Raw genomic sequence first — 14409 nt, 5'->3', positions numbered from 1 at the left:
GGGCGCCGGCTCCGCCGATCCCGGGGGCCCGCAACCCCGGCGCCGCATCCTGCGCGGCGCCCGGCGTTTCGGGCCCTTGACGACGACGCCCGTCGCGCGGGGGCCAAGCCGCCGCGCGAACGATGCGGCACCGGTTCCCCGAGGTTCGTGAGAACCCCTAGGCGGCTTCACCATCCTCGCTGGGTGCGGGCTGGGCGGCGGCCTGTTGCGGCTCCGAGCGCACCAGGCTCCGGCGCGGCTTGCTGAAGGAGGCCTTCTCCGGCTTCTCGACCACCCCCGTCTGCTCGGCGATGCGTTTGGCCCGTGCGTTGAAGTCGCTCATCGAGATCGAGCGCGCGTTGCCGGTTCTGTTGTCGTGGGCCACGTGAGCCTCCTGCTTCGCCGGGTGCGGGGGCACCCGATCGGAATGGGTCTGATCCGCCTGACGCGAACGCGATCTCATGCTCCCGCATCGCGCGGTCTCTCGCCCGCGAAGACGCACGGATTGCCGGTCCCGATGGGCCGCGGAAGCGCTCTCCGAGACCATGGTCACGAGCTTCCGTGCTGATCCCGCGCGAGCTTGGTCTCCGGCGCGGGGGACCGGGTCACGCTGCGGATCGACCGCTGCGGCCGACCCGACTTCTGGGCGATCGCCTCGTCCTGGGCGGCGATCATCTCGCGGGCCGGCGCGTCCCCGTCCAATCCGCCGAGCATCTCGACGGGAACGCGTCGATTGGAGGCCTGCGAGCCGTCCTCGTAGACGACGTCGAACAGCACGGAGCCGCGCTCGAGCGGCTTGGACTTGATGCGCTTGGCCATGATTCTCGGGAGCCTGCAGTGGCTGGACCACCGCTCTGGAAACACGAACGGCCACTGATGGCAGGCGGAGCGCGCGTACATCCGGCGTCACCCCATCCCAGCACCGTGGCCGTCGCCGATCGAGCAACGCGAGACGTTGCGACCAGCGTCGCCGGGATATGGTGCGCGGGAGGCCCGTCCGCAATGGGTCCGCACGAAACGACCTGGGCCGCACGCCGGAATTCCCGCTTACGCCCTGATTTCAAGTAGCTTTTCAGGGCGTTCCGCTCACGCTTGTAAGTATCGCCGGGATGCCGTAGAAATCCCGCATCGATCTATGGCCAGATATCCGGCCGTCTCGCCCGCTGGGCGCGCGCTCTGCATCTCTCCCACATTTCGACGACGCGTGGCCGAGCGTGCCTTCTGCGCGTTCGCCTGATTGACCGACCTACAAAGACACGGAGCGACCCATGAGCACAGGAACCGTGAAGTGGTTCAACGAAACCAAGGGCTTCGGTTTCATCCAGCCCGATGACGGCGGCAAGGACGTGTTCGTCCACATCTCGGCGGTCGAGCGCTCGGGCATGCGCACCCTCGTTGAGGGTCAGAAGGTCTCCTACGAGATGGAGACGGACCGTCGCTCGGGCAAGCAATCGGCCGGCAACCTGAAGGCCGCCTGAGCCGAACACCGTCTCGACACGCTGCGAAGCCGCTCCCCCTGGGGCGGCTTCTTCCGTTTCTCGCATCGATGCCCGGCTGCGGCGGGCCTCAGGGAGTTTTCGTGGGTCAATTCAAAGCCAATCACCTCGCCGATCGTCTGGAATCCGCCGCGAAGGCGCGCCAAGCCACGGTCGCGCGGTTCCGGGCACGGCCCGGCGCCGACGACCCGGTGGTACTCGCCCGGCAATCCGCGCGACGCGCGATCATCCAGGCCCGCGAGATCCGGGAGACCGAGCGCGCGATGGCCCGCTTGGCCGCCGAGGCGCAGCGGGAGGCCGAGGCGTTGGCCGAGTTGGAGCGGCAGGAGGCGGAGCTCGCCCGCCAGGCCGCCGAGAAGGCGGAGCGTCAGGCCGCGCTCGCCGCCGAGCAGAAGGCGGCACGCGATGCGCGCTTCGCGGCCCGCAAGGCCAGAGCACGGCGGTAGGCCGCTCTGCGCGGAGCCCGGACGACGGGCACCGCTTCCCTGCGGGCTCTCGCCGCCGGCACGACCGCACTTTGCATGACCTGACCCCCTCGAATCGTGCGATGATCCCCGCGCGACTGGAGGAGGTTCGTCATGGCCTCGGAAAAGAAGCGCGGAAACCGCGAAGCGAAGAAGCCGAAGAAGCCGGTGCCGAAGTCGATCGCGGCCGCACCGTCCACGAAGGACATGGTCAGCGCCGCCGTCAGATCGGCCGGCCGGAAGTAGGTGCCCGCAAGCAAGTCGTCGCCCTTCGAGACCGCGGCCGCGAGGTCGGGGCGAGGGGAGCGCGCGGGCAGGACAGGCGCGCCCGGGGCGTCTCCGACCCCCGGACGGTCACGTGCGGCTCGGCCGGCGGGCGACGCCGGGATCGGCGTTCCTCAGCGTCGGCGCGCGTCCGCGCCCGGCTTCAGGTCGCGCTCCACCGCCGCGGCAGCGGCCTCCCAGGCCTTCCGTTCCGTCAGGTAGGGGCGGTCCGACCGCTCCGTCAGCTTCCCGTTCCGGCGGATCGCCCAGCCGAAATGCCCCTCGGGCTTCGCGAGAGGCGAGACTTCGATCGAGTAGGGGTGCGGCACGTCTTCGGTCATGAACGGGCTATGCCACGCCCAGGCCGCAGCGGCTACCGTCATTCGGACGCGCGTGCGCGATGGTCAAGGACGATGGCCCGTCCCCGCGTCAGGTTCACCCGACCTCGCGCGCCGCATCGGCCGCGTTGCCCCGAATCAGCGCGCGCCCCGCGTAGAGGCCGCCGACCATCTCCAGGTCGAGGCGCTCCGCGTCACGGCGGCGAACCTCGTCCATGACGTCGCCGGCCGCCTCCGGATCGTCCCCGATCGTCAGCAGCGCCTGCTCGCCGAAGGCGAGCGCCGACTCGACCGTCTCGCGGATCTGATAGGCGACGCCCGCCCGGATCAGCGCGACCGCGTGCTCCCGATCCCGGGCGCGGGCGAGGACGGGCACGAGCGGGAACTCTGCCCGCGCGATCTCGGCGATGCGCTTGGCCGTCTCAGGATCGTCGACGCAGATCAGGATCGCGCGCGCCGTTGCGGCGCCCGCCGCATGCAGGATGTCGAGCCGGGCGCCGTCCCCGTAATAGACCTTGAAGCCGAACCCCTCCGCGAGGCGGATGTTCTCGGCGTTGGTGTCGATGATCGAGACCGAGCACCCGCGTGAGATCAGCGGCTGGCTGACGATCTGCCCGAAGCGGCCAAACCCGATGATCAGCGCGCTGCCGACCAGGTTCTCCGGGACCTCGAGGCCCTCCGTCGAGACGGACGGTCTCGGCCCGAACCGGTCGAAGGCGATCACCATCAGGGGCGTCATGGCCATCGACAGGATGACGGTCGCCGTCAGGATCGCGTTGGTCGTGCCGTCGATGATCCCGGCGCTCGTCGCGGCGGCGTAGAGCACGAAGGCGAACTCGCCGCCCTGAGCCATCAGGGCCGCGCGCTCCATCGCCTCGGGATGCGAGGCCCTCAGGACTCGGGCCACCCCGTAGATGACGAGGCTCTTCGCGACCATGCAGGCGGCGACGCTCGCCAGGATCAGGGCCCAGTTCGCGCCGATCACCGCGAGATCGAGGGACATCCCGACGCCGAGGAAGAACAGGCCGAGCAGGATGCCGCGGAAGGGCTCGACGTCGGCCTCGAGCTGATGGCGGAAGCTCGATTCCGAGAGCAGGACGCCCGCCAGGAAGGCGCCCATGGCCATGGACAGGCCGCCGAGCTGCATGGCGAGCGCCGAGCCGAGCACCACCAGCAGCGCCGCCGCGGTCATCACCTCGCGCGCCTTCGCGGCGGCGAGCAGCCGGAACAGGGGATTGAGCAGCCAGCGGCCGGCCGCCACCAGCGCCACGACGGATCCGATCGCGATCGCGATGGCGACGGCGCGCTCGGTGCCACTCGTCTCGGCTCCCCGGGTGCCAGGAGCGCGACGACCGCGAGAAGCGGGACGATGGCGAGATCCTCCAGGAGCAGGATCGCGACGATGCGCTGGCCCTTCGGGGTCGAGAGCGACCCGCGCTCCTCCAGGAGTTGCATGACGATCGCGGTCGAGGTCAGCACGAAGCCGGTGCCGGCCACGAAGGCGACGGTGGCGGAGGAGCCGAGCGCGATGCCTACCAGCGTCAGGGCCCCGATGCAGGCACCGACCTGGGCGAGGCCGAGCCCGAAGATCTCGCGCCGCATGCCCCAGAGCCGGGACGGCTCCATCTCCAGCCCGATGATGAACAGGAACATCACGACGCCGAGTTCGGCGACATGCAGGATCGCGTGGGGATCCGTGAACAGGCCGAGGCCGAACGGCCCGATCGCGAGCCCGGCCACGAGGTAGCCGAGAACCGAACCGAGGCCGAGCCGCTTGAACAGCGGCACCGCCACGACGCCCGCGGCGAGGAGGGCGACGACTTGGACGAGTTCGCTCGCCGCTCCGGACGCTTCGACGGCCATGGGATGATCGAACCTCGCTGGAAGGGGACGCTGCCGTGGGGCGCAGAGATGGGGGCCGGGCCGACGGCGCGGGCCGGCCTGTCGACCGTCGCGGATCGCGCTCAGGGATAGCGGACGGGCGGCGGGTCTTCGGGCAGGGGGATGAACTCGGCATCGCCCGGCACGCTGTCGAAGCGGGCCTGGCGCCAATCCTCCTTCGCCTGCTCGATCCGCTCGGGCCGCGAGGAGACGAAGTTCCACCAGAGATGGCGCGGTCCGTCCATCGGCTCGCCGCCCAGCACCATGAAGCGGGCGTCCCGCGTCGCGCGCACGCTGATGCGGTCGCCCGGGCGGAAGACCAGCAACTGCCCGGGCCCGAAGCCGTCGCCCGCGATCTCGATCGCGCCGGCGACCGTGTAGATCGCGCGCTCGTCGTAGGTCGGATCGAGGGGCAGGACCGCGCCGGCCTTGAGCATCACGTCGGCGTAGACCATCGGGCTTGAGGTGCGCACGGGCGAGCGCGCCCCGAAGGCCTCGCCCGCGATCAGCCGCACGGTCTTGCCCTCGCCCGCGAGGATCGGCAGGGCCGACGCCTCGTAATGCTCGAAGGACGGGGCGGTCTCCTCGTCCCGCGCGCTGAGGGCGACCCAGCTCTGGATGCCGAATAGCTTCGAGCCGGTCCGCCGGAGCTCCGAGCCCGTCCGCTCCGAGTGCGTGATGCCGCGGCCGGCCGTCATCCAGTTCAGCTCGCCCGGACGGATCGGCAGCTCCGTGCCGAGGCTGTCCCGGTGCATGATCTCCCCGTCGAACAGGTAGGTGACAGTGGACAGGCCGATATGCGGATGCGGGCGGACATCCATGCCCTCGCCGAGCAGGAACTCGGACGGGCCCATCTGGTCGAAGAAGACGAACGGCCCGACCATCCGGCACGCGGTCGAGGGCAGGGCGCGCCGCACGGCGAACGAGCCGAGATCCCGCGAGCGCGGGACGATCAGGGTGCGGATGGCGTCGCAGGAGAATCGATCGCCCGGGACCGGGTCGTCCGCGCTGTGCCAGCTCATGGTTCTCACTCCCTCCCCACGCGGCACGAAGCGCTGCCGGTCCGCCGATCCGAGGCGCCCTCGGATCGGCGCCTCAACCAGGGGGAGATTGCAGCAGCCGAGCCGGGTTGGAAACGGAAACGGACGAAACGCATCGTTTCCGGATTCGAGGCTCGCTCAACGGGTCACGCGACGGGCGACCGGCACAGCGAGACGAAGCCGCCTCCAACCGGCAACATAGAAAAACCCGCCGAAGCGGGTTCATCGGATCAGGCTAAGTGTTTCAAAAGATAGTGGCTGGGGGACCTGGATTCGAACCAGGACTAGAGGAGTCAGAGTCCTCGCCTAAGCATTGAGAAACCTACGCTTTTTCTCCGACTGAGGAGAAAGGCGGCTATGCGATATCAAAGGGTTAGAACGGGAAACCCGACCAGAAACAGCCCGTTGCGCACCGCTGAAAATGAAAACGCCGTCGCGGGAGTAGGGGCCCGCAACGGCGCTGAAAAGGTGAGCAATCGGGGGAAAGCTCGTGGCGACGATAAGCGGTCGGTAGGCTCGGTGGCAAGCCGCCTTGTGGCGCTGATCGACCGCGAGGGCATGGTCTGCGGCGTGTTTGCCGGCCGCACAGAGGCTCGCGCCTTCCTGCAGGGAGGCCGGGCATGATCCGCCGCGACCTCTCCGCCGTCATCGCGCAGATCCTGATCGAGACCAACCGCGTCCCTGGCCTCGGGCCATGGGCAGCGGCCGCCTGGGCCATGAAGATCTGGCCGGAAGCTTCGCATGCCGAAGTCTTACGCGGATACTACATCGCGGTTGAGATCTTCGAAGACGACTATCTGTTCGAGGCGGCCTGAGCCATGGCGGCCGTCTCGCTTCTGCAGAAGTGGAACCTGCTTCAGGTGATCATCGCATCGCCCGATCTGTCGGCGAGCGCGAAGGTCGTGGCTGCGCGGCTGCTTGACTTCTTCAACAGTCAGACCGGCCGGTGCTGTCCATCGTATCAGGCGCTCGCTGACGGGACGGGTCTGAAGCGTCGCGCCATCATCTACGCGATCCAAGAGCTGGAGCAGGCTGGCTGGATCGCGGTCGAGCGCGTGAAAGGCGGAGCCGCCGCCGCAAATCGCTACGCCACGAACGCATTCCAGATCGACTTCTCCCGGACAGCGTCGAACGATCCAACGGTGCACGACGGTGCACCCTCAAGAGTGCATGAAGATGCACCGTTGACGGTGCACGACGATGCACTGTTGCAAGACGGTAACAGTGCACGAGATGAGGGGTAAGAGTGCACGGTGGTGCACCGTCGACGGTGCACGGTGGTGCACCTGAATCCGGGAATATTACCGGGAAAGGAAACCGGGAAGAGTCTCCCCCTTCCCCCTCACTCTTCGACGAGTGGTGGCAGGCCTACCCACTGCGCGATGGGAAGATCGCTGCCCGGAAGGCGTTCGATAGGGTTCTCAAGAATCGAACCGCCACGCCTGAGGAGCTGATTGCCGGAGCCTGCCGGTATGCCGCGGCCCGGGCTGGAGAGGATCCGAAGTACACGAAAAGCCCGACCACATGGCTGAACGGCGGCCGCTGGTCCGACGAACTGATCCGACATCGGGATTCCGCTAGCGGCAGCGCTGCCCGGCAGCACCGATCCGACGTCAACCCCAACAGCGCCGCGGCCTACATGATGGAACGCCGGGCCAGGAGGATGGGCCATGGCTGATCGCGACCCGCCATCCAACACGGTCGTGCCGTTCGAGCGGCGCACCGTAGCGCCAGCCGATCCGAACAACCTGCTCAGGGTCGAGCGGCTGCTGCGCGAGCACGGTAGATCGGTTGCCAGGACCTACCTCCCGACGCTGCGAGCAATCGACCCCAGAGATCCGTCGGCACTGCGGTCGTCTTTGATCGCCACCCATCGCGAAGCTCTGGAGGTGATGCTGGCCGGCGCGGCGAGCGTGCACGCGCTTGAGGCGATCAGCGAAGCCCTCGATCGTGCTTTGAGTGCCGAGCCCGACGAAGGCGCTGTCGAGGCCAGCCTGGCCGCTCTGATCGACAGCCGGATGAGGCTGCCTCACAATCTTCCGATCTTCGTCGAGGCCGCGATCTTCGACCTCGTGGATCTGGGCTTCCCACCAACGGTGGTTGCCGCTGCGTGCGAGAAGCTCAGGCGCGAGAGCACGTACTTCCCAGAAATCTCCGAGATCGTCGCGGCCTGCCGTGAGACTCTCGCACGCTATCGGGATCAGCGCAGGCGCGTCGCACAGGCCTTAGCCGACCGACGGCAGGCAGAGCGATGGCTGGCCGACCTAACCGAATCTGCCGCGACTGGTGGTGGCACGGTGGAGCGGCTGCCGTGACAGCAACCTCTTGGCAGCCAATCGCCACGGCGCCCCGCGACCGGCTCATCGAGATCCGGGCCGAGCGCTGGATCGCGAGCACCGAGCGAATGCGCGTCGAGACCTTCGCCGGGTGCAAGTGGTGCGAGGGCGGCAGCGTTCGGCACCCAGCGCCGTACTGGCGGCGCCTGCCGCGGGGATGGGTACCGACGCACTGGCGCGAAGCGCCTTCGGCCACCAGCGCCAAGCTCGCGACAGGAGAAACACCATGGCACGCCTGACGATGCTGCGGCCGCGGCTCAACACCATCAGCACCCGCCTCAAGGTTACGCGCGGCACCGAGCCTGGGCAGGCGTTCTACAGCACCCCGGAGTGGCGGGCGCTGCGGGATCGGCTGCTGCGGGAGCGGGGCCGGAAGTGCGAGGACTGCGGGCGGACCGGCACGCGGATCTATTGTGACCACGTCGAGGAGATCAGCGACGGCGGTGCACCGCTCGACGAGGCCAACGTGCGCCTTCGCTGCGGCTCCTGCCACACCACGAAGACCGCCGACGCCCGGGCTCGGAGGCATGGCCTGCGATGACCGGGGGAGGGTCGAAAGTCTGCAGGTCGAAGGGGGCCGCATCGCACAGGGTTCCACGCGCGCAATTCCCGCGCGCGGAGAAATATTCCCAGGCGAGGCATCCGGTCCGCCACCGGCTCTGTGCTAATTATCTGCAAGTGCAGCACTTTCTTAGGTGATCCCATGACGACGAAGAAATCGAAGAAGCCGGCCGAAAAGCCAGAGGCGAAGGCGCGCCGCGGTCGGCCGACCCGCGATGAGGCCCTGCGCCGCGCCATCCGCGCCGCTGGCGTCGATTCGACCCTTATTGACCCGAAGCGCATCCTGGCAGGCATCGCCGTCGACAGGGATGCGCCCGCCACGGCGCGGGTCGCCGCCTGCAAGGCGCTGATGGCGGCGAATGCCGGGCTGCCGGCGGTGCTCGTCGACCCCGGCGAAGTGCCGGAAGAGGACGAGATGAGCCGCCGCGCGCTGGCACTGATGGCACAGCGAGGGGTGCCCAACTGATGGAACGCACAGGCCCCATTCCGAAGGTTGCCATTTATCGCGGCGTCGGCATCCACGACTTCCAGCCGGCCGAGCGGATCGAGGCCGTCGTGAAGCCGGCGATCGATGCAGTCTACGGGATCAGCGATCCCACTGCCTTAGTCGCGTATGCCTCTCAGGCGAAGAACCCGCCGGAGGCACGCCTCTTCGCGGCGGCTCGTTGCGAAGCCGCATGGCAGCTAGCAGCTGAGGGCCGAGTTGCCCGCCCAAACATCAACATCGACAAGCTCCGCGCGATAGTCGTGGGATTAGACTCGCTCTATTGGATAAATCCCAACCGCTACACGTCTCTACTCGATACATTTAGCAGAGATGCACTCGAGCGCGAGGCTCGACTGGCAATCAAGATCATGCAGGGCGACCGGCAGCCGGACCTGCATGAGCAGAACGGGTCGCGAGGTGGTGGTGGCAGTTCATAAGTACGCCCGCCTTAAGGTTCGAACATCCGCAACGAAACACTGCTAAATTTACTTAACATTCGGCTGAACGGCATGCCTGATTACATTATTGGTGAGGTGCGCAAGAATGCTCGTGAGAGCATCTGCGTCATCTTGCGCGAGAAGCGCGGAGAGATTGGCTGCGATCTCCGCATTGCTACTACGAACGGGCGGGGTGCAATGGTGGAAACAGCCAAAGGTCTACGTATCCCGCTGCAGCGCCTTGGCGAATTGATCATCGCTCTACAGGATGCTCAGCGTGTTGCGAGTGCAGTTGATTTCGTTTGCACCGATGCAACGGACAAGCTCGTGGCACGACAGAAGGCAGATTGAAAATTTCCGATGATTCAGAGGGTGGTCAGCGCCATCGCCCAGCGCTGCCTTATAATAATCGGCACAATACGAACTGCTGAAGTCGCCTTATAGAACCGATAATTTCTATCGAAATCATAGATAATACAATACAATAGCAAGTTGGTGAGGGGGCACCACCGTCCCATCCACCGTTCTGCAGAAAAGCTTCGGCGGGCACACCCGGCCTCAACTTCGCCTCGTCGAGGCGGGCGAGTTTCTGCGCCGGCCTCTTGAGCGCACGAGGTAGTAGGTGCCCGTGCGCAAATCCGCGCTGACATCGACCGCGGCTGGATGATCGTGCCACTGAACTCGGAGGTCGTGCGCTGGTCGAAGCTCGGGAAGCGCAGGCTCGCCGCCTGCCCGAGCCGCCCCCCGATCCAAGTCCTGGGGCGCGACCACCACGTCCATAAGTTGCTCTCGGCCAATAAGCGGACCTGCCGCTTTGCGCCGATTGTGTTGAAAAACTCCGTTTGCCCCTCTTTCGAGGACATCAACCTACAACACCTGGGGTCGTATCGGGCGACAAATACTAGCTATAGAGGACTTCGACCGCGCCGCGGAGTTTTTCAACACAATCCGCCCATCCCAGACATACAGTTGATCTAGGCCAATGCTCCGAAGCGGACCTTCCAGCAGCTCAGCTTGCCGGTCGCCGTCCTCCGGGATCTCATCGTGCGCAACATCTGGCAGAAGCCGCTGAGCCGCCTTCCGGACCTCTTCGAGGGTGGCGAACTCTGTGCCGGTATCGTCCCGGGTCACTTTGCGGTCGATGTGGACGTCGAAGAAGTGGCGCGGCACAGAACCAACCTACACAGAGAGTAGGGTTCGACGGCGCGGGTCGGAGATCAGGATCCCGCACCGTCTAGTCGATCCGAGGGTGTGAGGATCGCCTCGACCGGCGCTCGAACAATGACTCTCAGGGTCGACTATATCCGTGCTTGACACTCAGGATCTCGTTGGCTCGGGCCAAAGCTCGTGGGTCTCCCGCTCCAACGCCTTGATCCGCTCGCGCTCATCGGTCGTCGGCCCGGCTCGTACGCCGCCGTCGCGTTCAGCCTGTCTGACCTAGATGTTCGGTCCCGCTGTGTGGTGGTACGACTGACGCCGCATGGAGGGACCGAACATCTAAGTCTGGTCGATCAGGGATGCGTGGGCGAGCGCCCCCAGCTGCTACCGCCAGAGAAGGCGCTCCTGGCAAAGGCGGTTGCCGACAGGAGCGCTCCGCTTAAATGGGAAGAGACCAACGCAGCCGCCACCGTGATCAAAAGGCCGCCGATTCTGGCATCCATGAAGCATAACCATGCCATGTCAAATATTTATGCTCCGATTCGCGAGCCAACCATTTCGCATGCGGAAAGTTTATAGGCGTCAATATCCATCGCATGTTCTCCTTACACGAGTACAACAAGAATATTCTGGCCTTCGCCTCGGCTTTTGCTCTGAACGTGAGGGCGGGCCACCTGCAACGGTGCGTGCTAGGCGTGGGACTTCAGACAGAAGCGCCCCCATCGACGCGCAGATTGGCCCCTGTGATGAAGGAGCCTTCTGGCCCAGCCAGAAATGCCACCAACCCGGCTACTTCCTCTGGGCAACCATACCGCTGAAGTGCGATGGATCCACGGATCCGGCTCGCCAAGGGACCGTCGGCCGGGGTCATGTCGGTGTCGATGCGCCCCGGCTGGACATTGTTGACCGTGATGCCCGCAGGACCGAGATCCCTTGCCCAGCCTCTCGTCAGGCCGGCGATGGCTCCCTTCGTGGCCGCGTAGACGCTTCCGCCCTCGATCGGCATGTACTCGCTGCCGATGCTGCCGATATTGATGATGCGTCCGCCCGGCTTCATGAATCGCACAGCCTCTTGGCTGGCCACGAAGACGGCGCGGATGTTGATGTTCAGCATCATATCGAAATCGTCGACACTCCAGTCCTGGATGGTGCCGTTCCTGCCGATGCCGGCGTTGTTGACCAGGATGTCCAGCGACCCGAGCTTCTCCGCAGTAGTCCGAACCGCCCGGCGGACGGCATCAGGAGCGCGGGCATCTGCCTGGATCGTCACCGCCCGAACTCCGAAGGCCTCGATACTGCGTGCGACGGACTCTGCCTTCTCTTTCGAGGATGCATAAGTGATCGCGACGGACGCTCCTTCCTGCCCCAGGCGCTTGGCGATCGCTGCGCCAATGCCTCTGGATCCGCCTGTGACGAGAGCCACACGACCGCTAAGGCTTGACATCGAACTACTCCCATTGGGTAGATGCATGTTAGTTACAGCCAATTATTTTGGCCCGGCTTTGAAATTCAGATGTTGGATTTCACCGGCAAGAATTCGCGAGGACTGCGGGTGATCTGTCAGTTTCTCCGATCTTCAGAGCCTTTTTGGCGGCCCCGATTCCAAACTCGTGCTGCACGCTCGGAGAGCATCCGGTCGCCCCGGGCGTCGGCGCCGATCAGGCAGCCGTGGCCGAAGGCCGTCGGCTGTGCTTCGCCCGGACTTCGATCCGCATGGAATATTCCCGTCCAGTCCCTGGTCACGAGTGTACTCATCGGTTGATCCTCTCGGATTGCCGCGTGGCGATGACAATTCAGTGGTTGCTTTGATAAAGGATCCGCCAAAGTTAGGGGGTTGCTACGGAGGAAATATTGGATCTGCCGCCCGCCGCACGCAACCAAGTGGGTCATCTGCTTTCCGCCAAAGAGCGTGTATTTCCCGCCGGTTTCTGAAGTTCGCGATCCGCTCGAAGCAGCAACACTGCTGTTGTGGCAGCTCGCGCGGACGATCAGCGGCGCTCCTGGAGCAGCGTCGACGAATACGTCTCGGCGAACGGCCGAGTGCACTCCGTCCGCCCATCTAGCGAGACAGTGCAGGAAGGCAGAGCGCGGCCTCAGCACTAACTTAGGCGGCCCGGAACGAGCCCCGGTGCAGGGCGATCTCAGCCCGTGGCGGGACTGCGCTGTTTTGGCGTGCCACGCACCATGTTCCTGCGGGCTTGCCGCGCATGGGAAGTAGTCCCGGACCTTCGACCGCTCTGCGGGGCGTGCCGCCCCTATGGCGAGGAGCGTCGACAGGATCCGGGACGCCCGCGGCGGGCTCGTTCCGCGTTCAGGCCGCGGCAGTACGCCGGCCGCCGCGCTCTGCCAGCTCGTAGGAGCGGACGATCCCGAGGATCTCGGCCTGCGTGTCGTAGGTGGCGAACTCTGCGCCCAGCCGCCGTGCGGCCCTGCGATGCTCTGGCTCGTCGAGAACGGCCCGAACTGCGCCTCGGATCGCTTCGGGCTCCGGCGTGTTCGTCCTGAGGTCAATGCCGGCGCCCGACCACGCAATGCGCGCGTTCACGTCGGCCTTGTCCTCGGTCAGGCCGGCGGCCACGAGCGGCACGCCACGGCTTAGGGCCTGATTGACGCTGCCGTAGCCGCCGTTGGTGACCATCGCGTCGGCCCGGGGCAGCAGCCACTCGAAGGGCAGGTACGCCGCGAGGCGGGCGTTCCCCGGGATCGGCCCCTTCAGCGCCTCGACGGGCCGGCCGCCCATCGTGGCCACGACCAGAACGTCGTCCTCGTCGGCCAGAGCCGCGAGCGTCGGGCCGATCAGGAGATCGAGATCGTGGTTGGCGACCGTGCCCTGCGTGACGAGTACCACCTTGCGGGATCCATCGAGCTCATGTGCCCAAGGCGGAAGCGGAGCTTGGTCGGGCACGATCGGCAGGGCGCCGACGAACCGTACGGAGGGCGGGAATGCGCGGGGGAACTCAAAGCCTGGCACCGAGAGTTGCAGGTAGGTGTCGGCGAGGTGCACGACGGACTCGAAGAGCGGCATCGAGAGCGGACCGACTCCTATCTGGTCGAGCAGGCGGCGGAGATGTTGGGCGGTGGGCCGCTCTACATGAGCATCGTAGTTCTCCGCGATCTTCGCGCAGGCCGCCAGTTCCTCCGGCGTCGTCGCCGGAGGAACCCCCATGAAGAGAGGTGCCCGGTCCTCGCGTGCAGTGTGCAGAATCGTCGTTCCGCACAGCAGTGTCGGCGGCCGAGCCGAGCGCGGGCCGAGCAGCAGCGGAAGAACGCCGAAGAAGCAGTCGTCGGCGATGACGATGTCGGCAGGTGTGGCCTGCAGCAGGTCGAGCAACCCGCGATGCTGGTCGGGGATCGTGTCGATGAAGACCCGTTCGATCACGATCCGAAGGTAGTCCAGACCCGGCTTCGCGGTCTTCAGTTCGGGAACGGCAGCGAGAATGCCGTACCCGTCAATGTCCGCAGTACCAGGCAGAGCGTGGAACCGTGCTCCGGCTTTCTCGGTGCGGTCGCGCAACCATGTTCCGGACAGCACATCCACGGTGTGGCCATCTGCGATGAGCATACGGCCGATGGCAAGCAGCGGGTTAATATGACCGTTAGCCGGTGTTGAGGCGATGAGGATCTTCATGCGCTCGTTCCTCGTGAGGTGAAGAGGTACGGTCGCCGTCGCCCATTCCGGCGGCCGGCCGACCTCGCGAGGGAGGCTGGAGCGTGCGCGTTACATCACGGCTGCGGAACCGCACGACAGCATTGCAATGGCAACAATCGGCCCGACACCCTGAAACAGAGGTGTAACTACGACGGTCGTGCTTTGAATTCAGGCGTATATATAGCCGTATCAATGGAAGACTGACTGGAAGCAAAGCTGTTTGGTGCCCAGGACGAAGTATAGCTCGGCTCATCGCCCAGCGAAGCTGATATCTACACTGCCTCGCAGAGGCTCGCGTAAGCCGCGGGGAACAGGACAA

General features: G+C 65.9%; 18 protein-coding genes and 2 pseudogenes. 11 read left to right on the top strand and 9 right to left on the bottom strand.

Translation table 11 applies throughout. From position 1 onward, the window contains the following. Positions 1 to 157: 157 nt before the first annotated feature. Positions 158 to 364 carry a hypothetical protein gene (locus DK389_RS27020; protein ID WP_109894341.1) on the bottom strand — a complete coding sequence of 69 codons (207 nt, stop codon included), beginning with the start codon at positions 362 to 364 and terminating at the stop codon, positions 158 to 160. Between the two features lie 164 nt (positions 365 to 528). After that, positions 529 to 798, bottom strand: a complete 270-nt coding sequence (locus DK389_RS27015; RefSeq protein ID WP_109894339.1) for a hypothetical protein — start codon at positions 796 to 798, stop codon at positions 529 to 531. Between the two features lie 449 nt (positions 799 to 1247). On the opposite strand from DK389_RS27015, the gene DK389_RS27010 reads away from it, so the two are divergent. From DK389_RS27010 to DK389_RS35040, 3 genes are all read left to right on the top strand, one after another. Further along, complete coding sequence (locus DK389_RS27010) at positions 1248 to 1457, top strand: cold-shock protein (RefSeq protein ID WP_109894337.1); 210 nt, start codon at positions 1248 to 1250, stop codon at positions 1455 to 1457. A 68-nt stretch (positions 1458 to 1525) separates the two neighbouring features. After that, entirely contained in the window at positions 1526 to 1921 is a 396-nt protein-coding gene (locus DK389_RS27005) for a DUF6481 family protein (RefSeq protein ID WP_109894335.1), read from the top strand. A gap of 132 nt (positions 1922 to 2053) precedes the next feature. Beyond that, positions 2054 to 2185: a hypothetical protein gene (locus DK389_RS35040; RefSeq protein WP_257791915.1), complete on the top strand. Its 132-nt coding sequence runs from the start codon at positions 2054 to 2056 to the stop codon at positions 2183 to 2185. Between the two features lie 152 nt (positions 2186 to 2337). On the opposite strand, the gene DK389_RS27000 is transcribed toward DK389_RS35040, so the two are convergent. From DK389_RS27000 to DK389_RS26990, 3 genes and pseudogenes are all read right to left on the bottom strand, one after another. Next, the gene (locus DK389_RS27000) at positions 2338 to 2544 is read right to left on the bottom strand and encodes a hypothetical protein (RefSeq protein WP_109894333.1); all 207 of its coding nucleotides are present in this window, start codon (positions 2542 to 2544) and stop codon (positions 2338 to 2340) included. Positions 2545 to 2638: 94 nt separating this feature from the next. Beyond that, positions 2639 to 4404: pseudogene (locus tag DK389_RS26995) on the bottom strand (monovalent cation:proton antiporter-2 (CPA2) family protein). 101 nt (positions 4405 to 4505) lie between these two features. Next, positions 4506 to 5444: a pirin family protein gene (locus DK389_RS26990; protein WP_109894331.1), complete on the bottom strand. Its 939-nt coding sequence runs from the start codon at positions 5442 to 5444 to the stop codon at positions 4506 to 4508. 638 nt (positions 5445 to 6082) lie between these two features. Between DK389_RS26990 and DK389_RS26985 the strand changes: the two genes are divergently transcribed. From DK389_RS26985 to DK389_RS26955, 8 genes are all read left to right on the top strand, one after another. After that, positions 6083 to 6277: a hypothetical protein gene (locus DK389_RS26985; RefSeq protein WP_109894329.1), complete on the top strand. Its 195-nt coding sequence runs from the start codon at positions 6083 to 6085 to the stop codon at positions 6275 to 6277. Positions 6278 to 6280: 3 nt separating this feature from the next. Then, positions 6281 to 6706: a helix-turn-helix domain-containing protein gene (locus tag DK389_RS26980; RefSeq protein WP_109894327.1), complete on the top strand. Its 426-nt coding sequence runs from the start codon at positions 6281 to 6283 to the stop codon at positions 6704 to 6706. A 426-nt stretch (positions 6707 to 7132) separates the two neighbouring features. Beyond that, complete coding sequence (locus DK389_RS26975; protein WP_109894325.1) at positions 7133 to 7777, top strand: hypothetical protein; 645 nt, start codon at positions 7133 to 7135, stop codon at positions 7775 to 7777. Next, on the top strand, positions 7774 to 8037 hold the full coding sequence (locus tag DK389_RS32990) for a hypothetical protein (protein ID WP_162560888.1): 264 nt from the start codon (positions 7774 to 7776) through the stop codon (positions 8035 to 8037). Before DK389_RS26975 ends, DK389_RS32990 begins: the two co-directional genes overlap by 4 nt. Beyond that, the gene (locus DK389_RS26970; RefSeq protein WP_109894323.1) at positions 8025 to 8339 is read left to right on the top strand and encodes an HNH endonuclease; all 315 of its coding nucleotides are present in this window, start codon (positions 8025 to 8027) and stop codon (positions 8337 to 8339) included. The genes DK389_RS32990 and DK389_RS26970 overlap by 13 nt, the downstream gene beginning before the upstream one ends. Before the next feature lie 162 nt (positions 8340 to 8501). Next, a complete protein-coding gene (locus DK389_RS26965) occupies positions 8502 to 8825 on the top strand; it encodes a hypothetical protein (protein WP_109894321.1) in 324 nt (107 codons plus the stop codon). Next, positions 8825 to 9283 (top strand): hypothetical protein, encoded by a 459-nt coding sequence (locus tag DK389_RS26960; RefSeq protein WP_109894319.1) that lies wholly within the window; start codon positions 8825 to 8827, stop codon positions 9281 to 9283. The genes DK389_RS26965 and DK389_RS26960 overlap by 1 nt, the downstream gene beginning before the upstream one ends. 72 nt (positions 9284 to 9355) lie before the next feature. Further along, positions 9356 to 9634: a hypothetical protein gene (locus tag DK389_RS26955; protein ID WP_109894317.1), complete on the top strand. Its 279-nt coding sequence runs from the start codon at positions 9356 to 9358 to the stop codon at positions 9632 to 9634. A gap of 516 nt (positions 9635 to 10150) precedes the next feature. On the opposite strand, the gene DK389_RS35795 is transcribed toward DK389_RS26955, so the two are convergent. From DK389_RS35795 to DK389_RS26940, 4 genes and pseudogenes are all read right to left on the bottom strand, one after another. Continuing rightward, a complete protein-coding gene (locus DK389_RS35795) occupies positions 10151 to 10453 on the bottom strand; it encodes a DUF6894 family protein (protein WP_418291978.1) in 303 nt (100 codons plus the stop codon). Between the two features lie 121 nt (positions 10454 to 10574). Further along, positions 10575 to 10720: pseudogene (locus DK389_RS35790) on the bottom strand (IS3 family transposase); the annotation flags it as partial. A gap of 424 nt (positions 10721 to 11144) precedes the next feature. Then, positions 11145 to 11885 carry an SDR family NAD(P)-dependent oxidoreductase gene (locus tag DK389_RS26945; RefSeq protein WP_109894313.1) on the bottom strand — a complete coding sequence of 247 codons (741 nt, stop codon included), beginning with the start codon at positions 11883 to 11885 and terminating at the stop codon, positions 11145 to 11147. A gap of 867 nt (positions 11886 to 12752) precedes the next feature. Beyond that, positions 12753 to 14069 (bottom strand): nucleotide disphospho-sugar-binding domain-containing protein, encoded by a 1317-nt coding sequence (locus tag DK389_RS26940; protein WP_109894311.1) that lies wholly within the window; start codon positions 14067 to 14069, stop codon positions 12753 to 12755. Positions 14070 to 14409: the final 340 nt, after the last annotated feature.

It is taken from the genome of Methylobacterium durans (assembly GCF_003173715.1).
Classification (GTDB): domain Bacteria; phylum Pseudomonadota; class Alphaproteobacteria; order Rhizobiales; family Beijerinckiaceae; genus Methylobacterium; species Methylobacterium durans.
This window is presented reverse-complemented; position numbering and strand designations above follow the sequence as displayed.